Source organism: Sulfitobacter sp. EhC04, assembly GCF_001650875.1.
Classification (GTDB): domain Bacteria; phylum Pseudomonadota; class Alphaproteobacteria; order Rhodobacterales; family Rhodobacteraceae; genus Sulfitobacter.
The window spans coordinates 1-17,396 of the sequence record NZ_LXYI01000078.1 but is presented as its reverse complement, the minus strand read 5'-3'; the positions used below and the strand labels follow the sequence as shown (position 1 = coordinate 17,396).

Annotated in this window: 15 protein-coding genes; 10 read left to right on the top strand and 5 right to left on the bottom strand. The window is 59.4% G+C overall.

What is annotated here, in order from left to right:
- Positions 1 to 86: 86 nt before the first annotated feature.
- The 4 genes from A8B82_RS21330 to A8B82_RS21315 form a co-directional block, all read right to left on the bottom strand.
- Entirely contained in the window at positions 87 to 440 is a 354-nt protein-coding gene (locus tag A8B82_RS21330) for a hypothetical protein (protein WP_067297171.1), read from the bottom strand.
- Positions 441 to 864: 424 nt separating this feature from the next.
- On the bottom strand, positions 865 to 2,403 hold the full coding sequence (locus A8B82_RS23750) for a calcium-binding protein (RefSeq protein ID WP_082899417.1): 1,539 nt from the start codon (positions 2,401 to 2,403) through the stop codon (positions 865 to 867).
- Between the two features lie 815 nt (positions 2,404 to 3,218).
- Positions 3,219 to 4,004, bottom strand: coding sequence for a 2-keto-4-pentenoate hydratase (locus A8B82_RS21320; protein WP_067297168.1), 786 nt, complete (start codon positions 4,002 to 4,004; stop codon positions 3,219 to 3,221).
- A complete protein-coding gene (locus A8B82_RS21315) occupies positions 4,001 to 4,780 on the bottom strand; it encodes a hydroxypyruvate isomerase family protein (protein ID WP_067297165.1) in 780 nt (259 codons plus the stop codon). The genes A8B82_RS21320 and A8B82_RS21315 overlap by 4 nt, the downstream gene beginning before the upstream one ends.
- Positions 4,781 to 4,852: 72 nt before the next feature.
- Between A8B82_RS21315 and ilvD the strand changes: the two genes are divergently transcribed.
- From ilvD to A8B82_RS24070, 10 genes are all read left to right on the top strand, one after another.
- Positions 4,853 to 6,607: a dihydroxy-acid dehydratase gene (gene ilvD / locus A8B82_RS21310; protein ID WP_235604768.1), complete on the top strand. Its 1,755-nt coding sequence runs from the start codon at positions 4,853 to 4,855 to the stop codon at positions 6,605 to 6,607.
- Entirely contained in the window at positions 6,604 to 7,491 is an 888-nt protein-coding gene (locus A8B82_RS21305; protein WP_067297162.1) for an NAD(P)-dependent oxidoreductase, read from the top strand. The genes ilvD and A8B82_RS21305 overlap by 4 nt, the downstream gene beginning before the upstream one ends.
- Positions 7,492 to 7,540: 49 nt before the next feature.
- Positions 7,541 to 8,587 (top strand): TRAP transporter substrate-binding protein, encoded by a 1,047-nt coding sequence (locus A8B82_RS21300; RefSeq protein WP_067297160.1) that lies wholly within the window; start codon positions 7,541 to 7,543, stop codon positions 8,585 to 8,587.
- A gap of 72 nt (positions 8,588 to 8,659) precedes the next feature.
- Positions 8,660 to 9,172, top strand: coding sequence for a TRAP transporter small permease (locus tag A8B82_RS21295; RefSeq protein ID WP_067297157.1), 513 nt, complete (start codon positions 8,660 to 8,662; stop codon positions 9,170 to 9,172).
- On the top strand, positions 9,172 to 10,473 hold the full coding sequence (locus A8B82_RS21290) for a TRAP transporter large permease (RefSeq protein WP_067297155.1): 1,302 nt from the start codon (positions 9,172 to 9,174) through the stop codon (positions 10,471 to 10,473). The genes A8B82_RS21295 and A8B82_RS21290 overlap by 1 nt, the downstream gene beginning before the upstream one ends.
- 2 nt (positions 10,474 to 10,475) lie before the next feature.
- On the top strand, positions 10,476 to 11,018 hold the full coding sequence (locus tag A8B82_RS21285) for a MarR family winged helix-turn-helix transcriptional regulator (protein WP_161489494.1): 543 nt from the start codon (positions 10,476 to 10,478) through the stop codon (positions 11,016 to 11,018).
- A 129-nt stretch (positions 11,019 to 11,147) separates the two neighbouring features.
- Positions 11,148 to 13,499 (top strand): PAS domain-containing hybrid sensor histidine kinase/response regulator, encoded by a 2,352-nt coding sequence (locus tag A8B82_RS21280; RefSeq protein WP_138069836.1) that lies wholly within the window; start codon positions 11,148 to 11,150, stop codon positions 13,497 to 13,499.
- 247 nt (positions 13,500 to 13,746) lie between these two features.
- Entirely contained in the window at positions 13,747 to 14,568 is an 822-nt protein-coding gene (locus A8B82_RS21275; RefSeq protein ID WP_235604767.1) for a hypothetical protein, read from the top strand.
- Positions 14,508 to 14,981, top strand: coding sequence for a hypothetical protein (locus A8B82_RS21270; protein WP_067297147.1), 474 nt, complete (start codon positions 14,508 to 14,510; stop codon positions 14,979 to 14,981). Before A8B82_RS21275 ends, A8B82_RS21270 begins: the two co-directional genes overlap by 61 nt.
- A gap of 414 nt (positions 14,982 to 15,395) precedes the next feature.
- Positions 15,396 to 15,920: a hypothetical protein gene (locus A8B82_RS24070; protein ID WP_138069835.1), complete on the top strand. Its 525-nt coding sequence runs from the start codon at positions 15,396 to 15,398 to the stop codon at positions 15,918 to 15,920.
- Positions 15,921 to 16,106: 186 nt separating this feature from the next.
- Here A8B82_RS24070 and A8B82_RS21265 read toward each other — a convergent pair whose 3' ends face one another.
- Positions 16,107 to 17,078, bottom strand: coding sequence for a hypothetical protein (locus A8B82_RS21265; protein WP_067297144.1), 972 nt, complete (start codon positions 17,076 to 17,078; stop codon positions 16,107 to 16,109).
- Between the last annotated feature and the right edge of the window lie 318 nt (positions 17,079 to 17,396).

Sequence of the window (17,396 nt, the reverse complement as noted above, 5' to 3'; positions counted from 1 at the left end):
AAAGTCTCCACAGAGATCCGGGCGCGGGCTGAAGGCGCGCCACACAATGAAATCGCGCCGGGAACCCGGCACAGATGGTATTGGACTCAGGTGAAGAGAGGGGGCGCGCGCACGCCAACGGGGGCGGCAAGCAGCAGCAGACCCGCGACAAGGTCGTGTCGGGTCGCCTGCACAAAGACCGGCTGAACCCGCCGCGACAGATCGGGGGCCACGGTGGCTTTCGCCCTGGGAAGATTATGGCAGAACGGGCAGCGGTGCTCTGCCGCATCCGGGTCCAGGCCGCAGAGATCCCCGGCAAGACTGCCCATGGCGATGAAGGCTTCCATACGCGCGGCATCGTCGCGGTCCGGGGCCAGGTGATGAGCCGACACGGCACCAAGCACCGCGAGCATAAGCGCGGTGCCGTAAGCCAGTATCGTTTTGCGCAGGCCCTTGGTCATGCCCGTTCAGTGCCGCAATCGGGGCAAAAGGGGAAGAGGCAATATCTGCGACATAGTTGCCGTTTGGCGGTGCAGGCGCAGACCCTAGTCCCCCGAATCTGAAGTTCGTTACATTGATCATTCAGCCCCCGGATCGCTTGCGATCCGGTTCGCGCCCGACCCCGCCCCCAGGGCGGGCGCGAATTATTCATACGTTTCAAAATGTTGCAATCTTTCGCCATGCTCGGAACACTCGCCAAGCATCACCGCGCCCCCCCTCGGGGCCGGGCGCGAACCTCCGTCGCGCATGCGTCTCAATGTTGAGAATTTCGATTCCACCACACCAGACAGGCCGACCTTATACATGAATCGCTTGTTCGCTGCCTTTGCCTGCCGCTAAAGGCGAAAAGTGATGTGCGATGCCTCAGGTTAAAGGCCGGACGCTTTAAAAGACGAAGTCCCCGGCGTCGAGATCGGCCAGCGCCACGGAAAGAAGCGTGATCTGCTGACCGACACCGGCGGTGATCACCACGTTGTCGCCTTGTTGCACCATGTGATTGCCCAGCAGGTCGGCAAAATCCGTAATCTCCGATACCCCGGACAGGTCGATGGTTTCGAAAGGGTTGGTGGCTTCGAAATCTTCAACCGTGTCATTGCCGTCGCCATCCACAAAGACAAAGCAATCGGCGTTGAAATTGCCCATCAATACATCATTGCCCTGGCCGCCCCGCAGAATGTCAAATCCCGCGCCGCCCAGCAGTCGGTCGTCTCCGGCGTCGCCCTCAAGGAAGTCGTTGCCGATATCCCCGAACAGCGTGTCATTGCCCTCGCCGCCGGAAAGGTAATCGCTGTCGTCACCGCCGCTGAGCCGGTCGGCACCGGCGTCGCCCCAGAGCCGGTCCAGCCCTGCGCCCCCAGACAGGGTATCCTCCCCCGTGCCGCCGAACAGGCTGTCGGCATTGGTCCCGCCTTCGATGATGTCATTGCCATCGCCGCCGTAGATCGTATCGAAACCGCCCCAGCCTTCCAGAAAGTCATTGCCGCTGCCGCCGTCCAGAAAATCATTGCCGACCCCGGCGCGCAGCACATCGTGATCGTCGCCGCCCCAGAGGTGGTCATCGCCGTCCTCGCCAAAGATCAGATCTGCATCCAGCCCCCCGGCGATGCTGTCATTGCCGGTGCCGCCAAAGATCGTGTCATTGCCGGTGGCCCCGTCCACCGCATCGTCGCCTCCGTTGGCGTGGATGACCTCATCGGCACCGGTGCCGGCGTGGGCCAGGCCCTGAACGCTTCCCCGAATGTATTCGGAGGTCTCGAACCCGTGGAAGCCATCATCGCTGTGAACCACATTCCTGATCCGCAGATGCAACCCGTCGTAATGGTCAAAGGGAACGAAATTGATCTCGTTGTGATAGGCCACCTCGGTCAGTTCTTCTGCGGTTGGCACGTTGACGAAATGCAGCTCGTTGCCGCCGTGGCGCGCCCCGTCCAGCGCATAAAAGACGTTGTCGCCAATCTGGAGGAACTGCTGCGCGCCCAATCCCAGTTCCGCGGCACTGTGCTGCTCGCCCGAGGAGGTGAAGGCCACGATGCGCACGACGACCGTGCTGCCATCGGGCAGCATGACACTTGTGGGCAGGGCATTCAGATTGATTGTCCTCCCTTCGATCATGATGACGTCCCGTGTCGGTTCGAAATCGTTGATCCGCCCCACCACCGGCGCGTTCACCAGATGAATATTGGTGAAGTTGAAGATGTCGGCCCCTTCCCCGCCATAGACGTGGTGGCCTTGCCGCCCAAAGTCATTTTGCAGGTCGAGGTTGAACAGATCATCCCCGATATCACCCCTGAGGTGTATCTGGCCAATATCGGACACAGCCGCCGTCAGCGTGTCATTGCCTTGCCCGCCGTAAAGGCTTTGCATGCCGATCCCATCAATGGAAAGGGAATAGCCCGCGGTGCGGACATCTGTGAAAGGCGGCATCTCCGGGGCTCCCGAACGTCTGGTGAGCGCCATGATAGGGAGGCGATCAGGGGGAGCGCAACGTGTCAGAAGAAGGAATCCAGAAACTAACTGTTTCCGCTAAGTGTCAGGCGGAGGCTATGCAAGCAGCGGGGAGGGGCGATCCTGAGCGGCATGCCTTTGGCGTGACGGATGGGCGATGGCCCGGCTTGTGATTTGCGTTCCGCCCGAGCGTTTTGCGCTAGTCCCCTGAATCTGAAGTTCGCTACATTGATCATTCAGCCCCCGGATCGCTTGCGATCCGGTTCGCGCCCGACCCCGCCCCCAGGGCGGGCGCGAATTATTCCGACGTTTCAAAGTGTTGAAATCTTTCTCCATACCCGGAGCACTCGCCAAGCATCAACGCGCCCACCCTCGGGGCCGGGCGCGAACCTCCGTTGCGCATGCGTCTCAATGTTGCGAATTTCGATTCCACCACACTAGGGCCTGTGGACGTTCATCTTCCACCACCCGTTTCAGTCCAAAATTGCTCAGTTCCAGGCAAGAGAGCCCAGGAATAGCCAGCTATTTCAAGCTCTCTTACAGCGTTTCGGGGTAAACCTGAAACATCGCAGATCACTTTTCGCGTTCGACCGAAGGGGGAGGCCGCGAACAAGTGATCCAAGTATATCCCGAAACGCTTGCGCGCCCCGCCTTGAAATTGAAGCGCCAATACCCTGCCGCGCTGCGCGCTCTCGGGACATTGGCGAAGTGATTTGCTTTTGATTAAAGGCGGGACACTGTAACGCTGCCTGAAATCATGGATTTCAACCCAATTGAAAGATACAGTTGCCCGTTCAGCCGAGCGTCAGCGCCGCTGTGCCAATGTGGGACATGACAACCTCGATCCTGCCCGCCCCCTTGTGATACCAGATCGGGCTGTGGGTGCCGCAGAACACGACCTGGCCCGCTTCAAGAGGCAGGCCGCGTGACGCCAGATGGCCCGCAAGCCAGATCACGGCGTCCAGCGGGTTTTGCGGGGCCGCGCCGGTGACATCATGCACAACTTCGCCGTCGATGCGCACAGTTGTTTGCAGATCATCGGCATTCAGGTCTTCGGGCCGGACCCCCGGTCCGCCGACCACCGCGCCAACGTTCGAGATGTTCTGCGCAATGGCGTCGGGGATATGCGTGTTCGGCATATCGGTGTGGCGCATGTCCAAAAGCTCTATCCCCGGCACGAAGCGGTCAATGGCGGCAATGACCTGAGCGCGGGTAAAGGGGGCGTTTTGCGGGTTGAGTGTTGTCTTCATCACGGCGGCAATCTCTGGTTCAAAGGCGAATTCGGTGTAATCCGCCACTTTCAGCGACGCGTCGCCGTCGATACGCTGGCTGGCAAAAATGCGGCCCGTCGCAGGCTCGCTCAGCTTGAAGCGGGTCATCAGTTGCTGGGAATTCGCGGCGATTTTCCAGCCTGCAACCGGGCCGCGCGCCTCGGGCTTGGCCAGGGATGCCGCCAGCGCGTCCTGAATGGCATAGGCCTGTGTCAGAGAGCGCGGCGGGTCCTCGGCATAGGGGTCGAAGGCATTGCCGCTCTGCACATCGTGCAGGATCTTCCGGGTCAGCGTCTGGAGGTCTGTCATGCCATCATCCTTTTGAAATCTTCTATCCACTCAAGCGCGTCCAGGGTGTTTTCCAGCGGCCGATACTCGGCGGAGACTTCGGCGCTGTAGCCGGTGTCGCGCAGGGCGGCAAAGGCGGCGGGAAAGTCGATCATGCCGGTGCCGGGTTCATGGCGTCCGGGTGTATCCGCGAATTGTACATGGCCGATCCGCGCGCCCGCGCGGCGGATCGCGGCAGACAGGTCCGGTTCGGTGATGGCCATATGGTAGAAGTCGAACTGCAGCGCCAGATTGGGATGGTCGATGTCGTCCAGCAATGTCAGCGCATCGTCGAGCCCTGAGAGGAAGAACCCCGGCACATCGCCACGGTTCACCGGTTCGACCATGACCTGCACGCCAATGTCAGCCATGACATCCGCGGTATGGGTCAGATTGGCCTTTAGCGTTGCCAGACAATCGGCACGGGACAGCCCCTCGGGCGGTCTGCCGGACAGCACATTGACCTTGCGCACCCCCAGCGAGGCGGCGTTTTCGGCACAGGTGGCCACGGCAGCGCGGTAGGCGTCCTGCTCGGCCGGCAAGGCGGCAAGGCCCACGGCGTCACCCGGTCCGCGCGGCACGTTGATCAGGGTGATCGGCATGTCCAGCGCCTGAGACGCCTCTTTCAGGGGCGCAACTTCAGCCATTTCGGGAAACTGGATTTCGACGCCTTCGAACCCGGCATCCCGCGCGGCCCTGAGCCGTTCCGGCAATGGAACCTCGCAGAACATCATCGAGATGTTGGAAATCAGCTTCATGCGGGCACCCTTGGATTCATTGTTGACAGAAAACGCGATTCAGTGGTTTGGTTCAAGCATAAACCTTCTTTCATGAAACTTTCTTTGGAGGCGGCAACCATGGCATCGTCCAACAAAAAGCCACTGCGTTCGCGGATCACGACGGATGGCATCGACCGCAGCCCGCACCGCGCATTCATGCATGCCATGGGTCTGGACGATGCGGCGATTGCCAAGCCGATGGTGGGGGTTGTCAGCCAGAAGGGTGAGACCACGCCCTGCAACATGACCCATTATCTTCAGGTCGATTACGCCAAGGACGGCATCGCGATGTCCGGTGGCACGCCGCGCGAATTCACCACGATTTCGGTCTCGGACGGCGTGGGCATGAACCATGAAGGGATGAAATTCAGCCTTGTCAGCCGCGAGATCATCGCGGACAGCATCGAGGCGGTTGTTCATGGCCATGCCTATGACGGCCTTGTCGGCTATGGCGGCTGCGACAAGACTTTGCCCGGTGTGATCATGGGCATGGTGCGCTGCAATGTGCCGTCTGTCTTTGTCTACGGCGGGTCGGCCCTGCCGGGGCGGTTTCAGGGCCGCGGTGTCAGCGTTCTGGACACCTATGAGGCGGTTGGCGCGGTGCAGGCCGGGACGATGACCGAAGATGAGCTGACCCAGCTTGAAGAGGCCTGCAAGCCGACCATCGGTGCCTGCGCGGGGCAGTTCACTGCCAATACAATGGCCATGGTTTCGGAAGCTCTGGGCATGACTGTGCCCAACTCCTCGATGATTCCGGGTGTCTATTCGGAGCGCAAGGGCGTGGGCCAGCGTGCGGGCGCCCTGGTGATGGAGCTGATCAAACGCGGCGGCCCCCTGCCGCGCGAGATCGTCACGCGCAAGGCACTTGAAAACGCCTGCGCCATTGTGGCGGCCACGGGCGGGTCGACCAATACCGCGCTGCATATTCCGGCGATTGCCCATGAGGCGGGCATCAAGTTTACCGCCGATGATGTTGCCGCTGTTTTGCAGCGCACACCCTTCATCGGCAACCTGCGGCCGGGCGGGAAATACCATGCCAAGGACGTCTATGAGATTGGCGGCGCGCATGTGGTGATCAAGGAGTTGATCGCGCATGGGTTCATGCATGGCGATACGCTGACCGTGACGGGCCGGACGCTGGCCGAAGAGGTCGCAAACGCACCGGCACCGGATGGGGAAATCATCCGCCCGGTTTCCAATGCCATCATGCAATCGGGTGGCGTGGTTGTCCTGAAGGGGAACCTGTGCCCGGATGGGGCCCTGCTCAAGGTGGCGGGGCTGAAATCGCTCACCTTTACCGGCACGGCGCGGGTGTTCGAGAGCGAGGATGATGCTGTCGAAGCGGTCCATTCGCGTGATTACAAGGAAGGCGAGGTTCTGATCGTGCGCAACGAAGGGCCCGTCGGCGGCCCCGGCATGCGCGAGATGCTGGGCCTGACGGCGCTGATCTATGGGCAGGGCATGGGCGAAAAGGTCGCCTTGCTGACCGATGGCCGGTTCTCTGGCGCGACGCGGGGCATGTGCATCGGCCACGCCGCGCCCGAGGCGGCGACCGGCGGCCCGATGGGGCTGGTGCAGAACGGCGATACCATCACGATCGACGGCAAGGCCGCGACGATCACACTGGACGTTGCAGAGGATGAACTGGCCCGCCGCCGCGAAGGCTGGGCGGCACCGGAAACGCGGCATCGCGCCGGTCTGCTGTCGAAATATGCGGCCACGGTGGGACAGGCCCATGAAGGTGCCGTGACCCATGCGGGCAACGCGCAATGGCCGGAAACGCGCAGGAAAGGAAAGACGACATGAGCAAGATGGCAACGCTGGGCTATATCGGCACGGGTCTGATGGGGGCACCGATGGCGGCACGGCTGCTGGCGGCTGGCCATCCGCTGACCGTCTGGAACCGCACGGCGGCCAAGGCGCAGGTGCTTGTGGACAAGGGTGCCGCGATGGGCGAAAGCCCCGCCGATGTGGCCAGCCGGTCCGATATCGTGTTCCTGTGCCTTACCGACACCAGCGCGGTGGAAGAGGCTGTTTTTGGCGACAACGGCGTGGCCAGAGGCGCGCGCGCGGGCAGCATTCTGGTGGATTTCTCCTCCATCCAGCCCGACGCATCGGTCAGGATGGCAGAGCGGCTGAAATCCGAAACCGGGATGGACTGGATCGACGCGCCGGTTTCGGGCGGGGTGCCGGGGGCGGAAGCGGGCACGCTGGCGATCATGGCTGGCGGCGCGCAAGATGCCTTTGACCGGGTCGAGAAGGTCGTGCTGCATATGGCCGCGCGGTTTACCCTGATGGGGCCATCGGGTGCCGGGCAGACCACCAAGCTGTGCAATCAGGTCATTGTCGGCTGCACCATGGCCGTGCTGGCCGAGGCCGCGCGCCTTGCCACAAACGCGGGCGTCGATGCCACGCGGCTGCCAGAGGCTTTGGCCGGCGGGTTTGCAGACAGCAAGCCCTTGCAGATCTTCCTGCCCCGGATGGTCAATGCGCAGCATGAGCCGCCCCTGGGGCATGTCTACACCATGCTGAAGGATCTGGATTCGGTCTGTGCGCTGGCCCGGTCCTGCACCTCGCCGGTGCCGTTCACGGCCATGGCTGCGGAACAGTTCCGCCTGTTGACGGTGCGCGGCGGCGAGACGGCGGATGCCCTGGAAATCTTCAAACTGAGTGGGCCGAGCAAGCTTTGACAATTTTGACGTAAGCGCGGCGAAGGCCGCAATAAAAAGGGAGAGTAAGATGAAACACTTTACGACCTGGACATTGGCGGCGGCCATCGCTGTCGCGGCATTTCCCGCATCGGCGCAGGAGACCAAGACCCTGCGGATCGGGTCCTGGCTGCCGCCGCATCACCTGATCGTTTCGGGCATTCTGCAACCCTGGGCCAATGCCATCGAAGAAGAGACCGGCGGGTCGCTGAAATTCGAGATCATGACATCGCCGCTTGGCCCGCCGCCTGCGCAGTTCGACCTGTTGCTGGATCAGGCCTTTGACGTCGGCTATGGCGTATCGGGCCATAACGCGGGCCGTTTCACCATGACACAGGTCATGGACCTGCCGTTCATGTCGCCCGATCCCTGGGCCGGTTCTGCAGCGTCCTGGCTGACCTACCAGAAGTTCGGCGCAGACTATGGCGAGCATGAGGGCGCGCATGTGGTGGGGCTGTTCACGCACTCCAATCCCAATATCAACATGGCAAAGGGCCGGGTTGATACGCTTGCCGATCTGGAGGGCAAGACGATCCGCGTTGGTGGCAACGTCACCGGGCGCATCATGTCCGAACTGGGGGCCTCGCCGGTGCAATTGCCGCCAACCGAAGCGCAGACCGCCATGTCGCGGGGTGTGGCCGACGGCATCACCTTCCCGTCTGAATCCATCGACTTTTTCGGCATCACGCCGGTCATTACGTCGATCACGCGGATTCCCGGCGGGCTGTATACCGATACTTTCTGGGTTGCCTTCAATCAGGACAGCTGGGACGGGTTGAGCGATGAGGAACGCGCAGCGGTCGAGAAACATTCGGGCATGGCGATTGCGATGCTGTCCGGGTTCGCCTGGACCAATGGTGACACGCATGGCGAAAAGAAGCTGAACGAAAACGGGGTGGAGTTTGTGACCCTGCCCGAGGCAGACGTTGCAGCCGCGCGCGAAAAGCTGAAGCCGCTGGAAGCGGAATGGCTGGCCCAGGCATCGGACAAGGGCTACGACGGGGCCGCGATCCTGCAATATGCCCGTGACATGGTGGAAAACTACCGCACCGACAAAGTGGTGAATGTGGTAAAGTAACCCCCCAAGGCGGCATTTCAGGCAAGTGCCGCCTTTTTCATTCATGACCCCCGCACCGGAGGCGACATCATCGTGACTGCCGCAATTTCCCTTTTTGACAGATTGTGTCTGGCGCTTGCGTGGTTGTCTGGCCTGATCGCCTTTTTCGTGATGGCCGTCACCTTTACCGGCGTTGTGATGCGCTATGGGCTTCGCAGCCCCCTGATGGGGGGGTTCGAGATGATCGAAATCGGGATGGGCCTGATTGTCTTTACCGCAGTGCCGCTGATGGTGCGGCGGCGGGGGAATATTACCGTATCAATCCTGACTGAACGGCTGCCCCCCAAGGTGTTGGCCGCTGCAACCTTCCTGTCGGATCTTGTCGGCGCGGCGCTGATGGCTTTTGTGTCCTGGCGGGTCTGGCTTCAGGGGGAGCGGCTGTTGACCTATAACGAGGTCACGATGGAGTTGCGCGTGCCCAAGGGGTTGATTGCACAGGGCATGGCGGGTTTGCTGGCCGTTGCCGCCATCGCCTTTCTCATCTGCGCCATTGACGCGCTGAGGCAGGACCGCGCTGCCGTATCTGACAGCGGCGGTGGCCTCTGATGGCGGTGTGGGAAATTTCCGGATTGGCCTTTGCGGCGGTGTTCGTGATGATGATGGGCGGCATGCCCATTGCGCTGGCGATGCTGCTGGTGGGGCTGTCGGGCATCTGGATCAATATTTCGGACCGGACCGCCATGGGCATGATTGGCCAATTGCCGATCAATGCGACGATGTCCTATGAGCTGTCGGTCTTGCCGATGTTCATCCTGATGGGGGTCTTTGTGACACGCGCACGGATGTCAGAGGATCTGTATCGGTTGTGTCATGGGTTTGTGGGGCACATGCGCGGCGGTCTGGCTGCGGCCACGATCCTGGCCTGTGGCGGGTTCTCGGCGCTGAGCGGGTCGTCGCTGGCGACGGCGGCAACGATGGCAAAGGTCGCGGTGCCGGAAATGCGCCGCTATGGATATGCGGACGGTTTCGCCGCCTCTGCCGTTGCGGCGGGTGGCACGCTGGGCATCCTGATCCCGCCTTCCGTGATCCTGGTCCTGTACGGGATCGCGACCGGAACGGACATCGGATCGCTGTTCATCGCGGGTATCCTGCCCGGTGTGCTGGCGATCCTGCTGTATCTGGCGGCGATCCGCATTGCCGCCCAGATCGACCCCGCCTGTGCGCCCGCAGCCCCGCGTGCGGATTGGTCGGAACGGCTGCGTTACCTGCGCAGCGTCGGCCCCATTCTGTTGCTGTTCATCGGCATCATCGGCGGGCTTTACAAAGGTGTCTTTACCCCGACCGAGGCGGGGGGCGTTGGTGCGACCGGCGCGCTGGCCTTTGCGGTGTGGCGACGTGCGCTGTCGTGGGAGGGGCTGATCGCCTCGCTGGTTGAAACGGTCACAACCACGGCCAGCCTGTTCCTGGTCCTGATCGGGGCCTTGGTTTTCTCGAATTTCATGAACCTGATCGGCCTGCCCGGCGCCCTGTCGGACCTGATCACCTCACTGGGCCTTGGCCCGATGGCGGTCATCTTTACCATCCTTGTGATCTATCTGTTTCTGGGCATGTTCATGGAAAGCCTGTCGATGATCCTGCTGACCATCCCGATCTTCTTTCCCATTGTGACGCAAATGGGTTTTGATCCGATCTGGTTCGGGATCTTTGCGGTGATGGTGACAGAACTTTCGCTGATCACGCCGCCGGTGGGGCTGAACCTTTTTGTGATCAAATCGGTCATTGACGATCTGTCGGTCGGCGAGATGTACCGGGGGATTTTGCCATTTGTTCTGGCTGATATTGTCCGCATCATTATCATAATTGCATTTCCATGGATCGTTATGGTCCTTCCCTTGATGGCGCGGTGACGATGGACAAGAAAAATTACGATTCAGTCACGGGGATCAAGGATGGCGACGTGCTGTCCTATGGGTCGATACAGGCACCGGACAGCGACACATTGGACCATGGCATCTTGCACGAATTCATCGGTATGTATCTGCGCCGCGCCCATGAGACGGCCTATGAGGATTTCCGGGCGCGTCTGGGCGACGAAGCCCTGCATCCGGGCTATTTCACCATCCTGACCCTGATCGTGCGAAACCCGCATATCAGCCAGACCCAGATCGGCACCGCCTCGGCGCGGGACAAATCCAGTGTCACCAAGGCGCTGCGGTGGATGGAGGACGAAGGGCTGATTGTGCGGCTCAGATCGGCCAGCGACCGCCGGATTCACCTGAGCGTGGCGACCGAGAAAGGCATCAGGCAACAGGCCCTGATGGAGGCGAAAGCCATCGGGCACTTGCAGTCGCTGAACGATGCCATCGGCAGCGAAAGATATGCGACCTTCATCGCCACGCTGAAGGATCTGATCCGAAACCTGGAAAGCGCCGCGTCGGCACGGGGCGAATAGGCGAAAGCGGGTCTGCTTTCATCGCAGATCATGCGTCAGGCGCGCATCTGACCTGTCCCGCATTATGGGGTCTGGACCCTTTGGCGCACCAGCCAGAACAGAGCCTGCCCGGATCATCGGCCAGTCAAATTGTCCATCCGGACGCAAAGGCGTCGTGCCGGCTTGTCTTTTTGGCGGGAATACAAGGTGTTGCTTGAACGCGTACTGTCATGCGAGGCTGACGGCATTGTGCAATACCTGTCGGGCACAGTGCCTGGAGGGGTCATTGTATCCATATTAACGTGTTTGCTTGAAGTTGAACACAAAGTCCCGACTATGCATAGTCGTTGCTACTTCACAACGAGGCCTTTGAGTATGAAGCGATCGAATTTGCACAGGCCCATGTTGCTGTTGGTAGCGGTCTGCGCAGTATTCGTGATGGTGCTTATCGGCCAGCGTTTTGTGTATTTCGAACGCGCGTCCTATACATTGCCGCGCCTGTTTATCCTGCTTGAACGGTCAATCGGCTATGACGGGTTCATCCATAACTTCAAGAACTACGTCTTGCGCCCTGCCGAGCCGGGTTATCTGGATGCTGCCCTGGAGGATTTCAACGTCGCCATTGTTGCGATGTCCGAGATCGAAGTTCAGGCCGCCAATTTAGGCATACAGGCAGACATGACTGACTTGAAGTCGACTTTGTCGATCTATCGCGAAATGCTGGATACGGCCAGCGATATACAACAGGAGCAGTTGACGATTGCCGAGGTTGACGAACGCGTTCGCGTATCGGATGTGGACGCCGCACTGAGCATCAGAGAATTCGAGCGCGAAATGCTGGATGTGATGGCACGCCGACGGGGCATCCTGTATACCGTGGCTCTTCTGTTTGTAATTTCGGTTGTGGCCGGGGCCCTGCTGACCGCCTATGTCCAATCGAAGCGACGCCGTCAGGCCGTAGACGACAAGCTGAAGCTGCAAGAGCAAGAAACATTTCTTTTGCAAGCGGAACGCATCGCCCAGTTGGGGCGCTGGAAATCTGACCTGAACGGCGACATTTTCTGGTCTGAAGCAGTGGGCCGGATCTGTGGGCTTGAACCGGGAGATTTTCCGACGAAGATTGAGGACGCCTGGGCTTACGTTCCGGCGGAAGACAAAGTCAAGCTGCGCGCGGCGGTCGATCTGGCGCTGGAAACAAAGGGACAGTTTTCAAGCCTGCATCGTATGCAACGCCCCGACGGGTCGATTGTGAATGTCGTCGACAGCGGAGAGGTCATTCTGGATGCCGAAGGGAAGGTAAAGGGTCTGGCCGGGACGATTCAGGATGTTTCCCGGCTGGTCGATATGGAAAATGAACTTCGCCAGTCTCAAAAGATGGAGGCAATTGGAAACCTCGCTGGCGGGATGGCGCATGATTTCAATAATATCCTCGCCGTCATCCTAGGGAACCTGGAGCTGCTCAAGGCTGACTCCAAGCAATCCGAACAGAATGATTACATTGCGAACGCAATTGATGCGACCCAGCGCGGTGCGGACCTCACGCGGAACATGCTGGGCTTTGCGCGCCGTTCGCATCTGGAACCGACCCTGCTGCAGGCCAACGACATGATCCGCGACGTTGTGAACTGGTCGAACCGCCTTTTGCCCGCGAACATTCAGATCGAGACCTCGCTTTTGGCGAATCTGTGGAAGTTTACCGCCGATGAAGGTCTGGCCAAGAACGCACTTTTGAACCTCATGCTGAATGCGCGGGATGCCATGCCGCACGGTGGGCAATTGACGATCGAAACCGCCAACATCCGCATCGACAATGAATACATCACAGATCGGGGCGAGGATCTGGTGCCGGGACGCTATGTCATGATTGCGGTCAGCGATACCGGGGTCGGGATCGGGGAAGAAGATTTGAAGCGGGTTTTCGACCCTTTCTTCTCGACCAAGCCGATCGGCCAAGGGACGGGGCTTGGATTGTCAATGGTACAAGGCTTCATGAAGCAGTCAAACGGGACGGTTCGCATCTATTCAGAACCGGACATTGGCACCACGCTGAAACTTTACTTCAAAGCCGAACTGAATGGCGGCAGGCCGAATGCGTCACCTGCCCAGCCTCAGGACCTGTCGCATCTCAAAGGCAAGCGGATATTGCTGGTTGAAGACAACGCGGACCTTTTGATCGCTCTTGAGGAAATCCTGATGAGGGCCGGCGTTGACGTGACAACGGCACCCTCCGGCGACGATGCGATGGCCCTCTGGGAGAAGGACCCGTCCTTTGACCTCATTGCGACTGATATTGTCATGCCGGGGGAATTGCAGGGCACCCATCTGGCGAAAGCCATTCGGGCAGTGAACCCCGGAGTCGCGTTCATCTTTATGTCGGGCTATGCCAATGAGGCCATGGTTCACGGGAATGGGTTGCGCGCCGATGACATCCGTCTGATGAAACCTGTGCGACAGGTTGATCTGCTGAACGCTGTCGCGGCCTTGATCGGGGAAAAGGACTGAAAGCAGACCTGACCGATAACAGGACGAACCTGGCGTGCTTCGCTCTGCTTTCGAAGTCGCAATCCATGGAACGATCGCGGGCCAATGGCTTCACCGCCGGGCGCTGCGGCGCAGCTTCGCGTCACTGGTCGTTCATGCATCGCGCAGCATTTTCGAAGCCTGACCGAGGAGCAAAAAAGGTTCACGGTTTGGCGTGACATCCCTTAAGCTGGCGGGGTTTTTTAGTTTCGGACCGGAGAAATTTGCAATGAACCCGTTTAATATGCGTCTCGCAACCCTTGCCGCCTGCCTGTCCCTGCCCGCATCCCTGTCCGCCCAAAACATTCTGGAGGCGGCCAACGACGCCGTTATCCGCGACCAATTGTGCGTCGGCACAAACTGCGCCAACGCTCAGACTTTTATCGACTCCCTGGCCGGATCGCTCATGCTGCGCGATACACGCACGCGTATCGACTTTGAGGATGCTTCCGACAATGTCAATTTTCCCGGTGACGAATGGTCAATCCTGATCAACGACATCTTTGAGTTTTCCAGCGGCGGCATCAATCACTTTTCGGTCCAGAACCGCACGGATAACACGACCCCCTTGCGTATCGAAGGCGGCGCGCCCAACAATGCGATTTACACGAATGCCGCTGGCCAGGTGGGGTTGGGCACCAGCCTGCCGCAGAGCGCGCTGCATGTCCGCCAGGGCGCCGCGCCCGGAGTTCGGCTGGAGGCGGCGGTCGGAGATGGGGACTGGTTGTTGAGTTCGACGTTTTCCGGCTTCGCAATTTATGACATGGACGGCGGTCCGACCGTTCCCCTCTGGTTGGAGAACGGCGCGCCGTCGTACAGCCTGTTTGTTAATTCAGCGGGTTTTGTCGGCTTTGGCACCAACTTTCCCGAGGAAAAGCTGCACATACGGACCAACGCTGTCGACACCGATGCCTTCGCGCTGTTTGATGCAAACGGGTCGGGGTCGGATTCCGCCTTTCGTCTGCGCCAGAACGGTGTGACCCCGACCACATGGGAATTCCGCAATCAGCAGGATTCAGGCCGTCTGAACGTGGGTATCGCAGGCGGCTAGCCCCGCTGAAAATCGACAATGCAGCCAACAACAACCTGCTGCGGCTGGGCAGGAACGGCCTGCCCGGTGAGGTCAACATCACCGGCACGCTGGTCGTGAACAATACAGCATTGAATGTGCCGGACTATGTGTTCGACGCGGATTATGCGCTGCGCCCGCTGGCCGAGGTGCAGGCGTTCATCGACGCCAACAGCCATCTGCCGGGGGTGCCTTCAGAGGCCGAGATCAAAGCCGATGGTGTTGATATGACAGCGATGCAGATGACCCTGCTGAAAAAGGTCGAGGAGTTGACGCTTTATACATTGGCGCAGGAGGACATGATCGCCATGCAGCAGGCGGAGTTGCGCGAGTTGCGTGTGTTGAAGGGGCAGATGGCCCGGATCGAGACGCTCTTGTCTGGCCAGGTCAAGTGACACTGTGCTGTTGCAAGGGTGTCGAATGCCGCGCATTTCCGACTCTTAGCGGCAAATTTTCTGAATCTTGTCAGTGGGCCGTGCCAAGCAATTCCGACCCAAATGCCAAGCATTTCCGACCCAACCGGACCTTCGGCAGCACGGCGTGAGAAGGTTCGCTATTTACAGGGAAGCGAGCGTGGTTCCCGAGCGGTCTGCCATCACGTCTCCTGACGCTTCCGGCCCATAGCTGCCTTTCGGTACGCTGTAGATACTATGGTGCAGCTTCCCTGAAGCCGCCACTCACAAACCTCGCCGCATATCTAAGGCTCGAGGTGTGAAATGCGGAACTCTTCTTTTGACAATGCTGATTGCGGATCGACATATCTACCTTTATGTTCGCCAAAAGTTCTCTTCGCATCCAGTGAGGCACGCATGACCGGAAAATTCCTCGGCCAAGACGGAAAGTATCATCCAAATGGTTCATTCTTGGGACAAGATGGCCGATACCATCCCAAGGGGTACTTCCTTGGCCAAGACGGTCTATATCACGCTCCCGGTTCGTTTCTTGGGCAAGATGGCAAATATCATCGCAAAGGCGAAACTCTTCGCGCCGATGGCAAGTACCATCCCGCTGGTGCAATTCTAGGCCAAGACGGGCAGTATCACGCCGCTGGCTCCTTTTTGGGGCAGGATGGAAGGTATCATCCTAAAGGCGCTTTCCTCGGCCAGGATGGCAAGTATCACCCGGCTGGTTGTTTTCTCGGGCAGGACGGGAAGTACCACTTTGCCGGATCATTCATTGGAAGTGATGGAAGGTACCACCTACCTGGCGCGTTTCTCGGCTCGGACGGTAAGTATCACCCGAAGGGATCGTTTCTGGGGACACATGGAAGGTACGAAGAGCCCGAAGGAGCCTCCGATAGAGAAGCTAGGAACCAGAATGGCGTAAATTGCTAGGTCCGAATGATTTCCTGTGAGTTCGTAGGCCAACACCGCCTTGACGGGAACGGCCCTTAGCGGACATCCAGCAACTAATCACATTGCTGCTGTCGCAATCCGCATTGCCGCCATTCGCTGCACCTGCTCGGCGTCGTCATCTGGCTTTGCCGATACCTAATTTTCACCCAAGCGTCGGATCGCAAATTATACCCAAACCTCTGCTGCACTGGTCGTAAATGCCTTTTTTGCATCAATGTCTGCGACGAACTCTTCCCACAGATCCTTTCCAAGCTTGCGCTTGGCAAACGCCCCGGCCATTGCGAGGAATGCCTGAAGGACAACAGACATATCTTCGACAAAACCGTTGAGTATGGTTTCGGTGCCGGACCCATAGGCAAGGAAGAGTGCCTCGCGATAGTTGGCTTTTCCGCGATAGCGGGCCGCCTGATGCACAAAGCCTATACACTTCTTTTCTAATCGCTGATCCCGTAGCGTCCGCGCCGCCTTCGTCCGAAAATTTTCGACACCCAAATTTTTGAAGTCACGGGAGCGCTTCAAATCCTCTTCTGTTCGCCACGTGTGCCATTTTGCCGTTCCTGACAAATAGCCTGCCGCAGCGCCGAGAGCGTCGGTTGCCGTCGAAGGCTTTGTCTGTAGCTTCCCGCTGCTGCCATTCCGGTAAGCCACAATTTCCGGTTTGTATGTCTTCTCGACAAGGCTGCTCACGCGCCAGCAGAACGGCGTCATGGCCATCCCGCGGCGTGCTATCTGCTCATCCCATAGCCGAGCCGTCCCCGCGTGGTCCTCCTGAAAAGATCCGGACTGCGCGGCCGTCATAGCACTCGCGGCATTGGCGATACCGTAGTACCAGGCAAGGATGCCCACTCGCGAATAGTCGGCAGACGTCGCACCACCGCGGAATTGCTGAATCGCCGACAGGTGATGCAGACCAAGAAACAATTGTTCGAGAACCGTGTTCTCTTCGAGCGCGCCCATGCTCCTCCTTGCGTGCATGGAATAGAAAGAATCCGCAGTACCGAAATCGATTCCTTGTTCTTCAATCAAGATCCTAAGGGCCCTCATCCAATTCACCGTCGATGGCAAAGCGAATTGCGGGTCCGGCTTTCCACCGGGTTCGTTTATTGTACCTTGATTGATTATCCGGTCGTAAAGCATGCGTTATCCTATCCACTCAGAGCAAAAGTCACACGCACCAGTGGAGTCGGGCATGCGAGTGCTAAATTTTCGCGATAGTCTCATGGAAAACAAGCCATTTTCGCGAGTACTGGTGATCCACCGATGTCAGACAGCCTGACCGACCTTATCCTTTCATTCACGCCCGAAGGCGGCCCAGAACCGACATCCAGCAGCCAACCTAGATGCTGCGGTCGCAGCCCACATTGCTGCCATTCGCACGGCACGCTCGCGCACTTCGTTCTCGCCCAGTTATGTGGACCTGTCACGCTTTAGTGCCGCCCCAAGTGCTCGTTTAGG

Coding starts and splice junctions, on each gene's coding strand:
- A8B82_RS21330 (WP_067297171.1), bottom strand. CDS start 440: ATGACCAAGGGCCTGCGCAAAACGATACTGGCTTACGGCACCGCGCTT.
- A8B82_RS23750 (WP_082899417.1), bottom strand. CDS start 2,403: ATGCCGCCTTTCACAGATGTCCGCACCGCGGGCTATTCCCTTTCCATT.
- A8B82_RS21320 (WP_067297168.1), bottom strand. CDS start 4,004: ATGACAGACCTCCAGACGCTGACCCGGAAGATCCTGCACGATGTGCAG.
- A8B82_RS21315 (WP_067297165.1), bottom strand. CDS start 4,780: ATGAAGCTGATTTCCAACATCTCGATGATGTTCTGCGAGGTTCCATTG.
- ilvD (WP_235604768.1), top strand. CDS start 4,853: ATGAAACTTTCTTTGGAGGCGGCAACCATGGCATCGTCCAACAAAAAG.
- A8B82_RS21305 (WP_067297162.1), top strand. CDS start 6,604: ATGAGCAAGATGGCAACGCTGGGCTATATCGGCACGGGTCTGATGGGG.
- A8B82_RS21300 (WP_067297160.1), top strand. CDS start 7,541: ATGAAACACTTTACGACCTGGACATTGGCGGCGGCCATCGCTGTCGCG.
- A8B82_RS21290 (WP_067297155.1), top strand. CDS start 9,172: ATGGCGGTGTGGGAAATTTCCGGATTGGCCTTTGCGGCGGTGTTCGTG.
- A8B82_RS21285 (WP_161489494.1), top strand. CDS start 10,476: ATGGACAAGAAAAATTACGATTCAGTCACGGGGATCAAGGATGGCGAC.
- A8B82_RS21275 (WP_235604767.1), top strand. CDS start 13,747: ATGAACCCGTTTAATATGCGTCTCGCAACCCTTGCCGCCTGCCTGTCC.
- A8B82_RS21270 (WP_067297147.1), top strand. CDS start 14,508: ATGGGAATTCCGCAATCAGCAGGATTCAGGCCGTCTGAACGTGGGTAT.
- A8B82_RS24070 (WP_138069835.1), top strand. CDS start 15,396: ATGACCGGAAAATTCCTCGGCCAAGACGGAAAGTATCATCCAAATGGT.
- A8B82_RS21265 (WP_067297144.1), bottom strand. CDS start 17,078: ATGCTTTACGACCGGATAATCAATCAAGGTACAATAAACGAACCCGGT.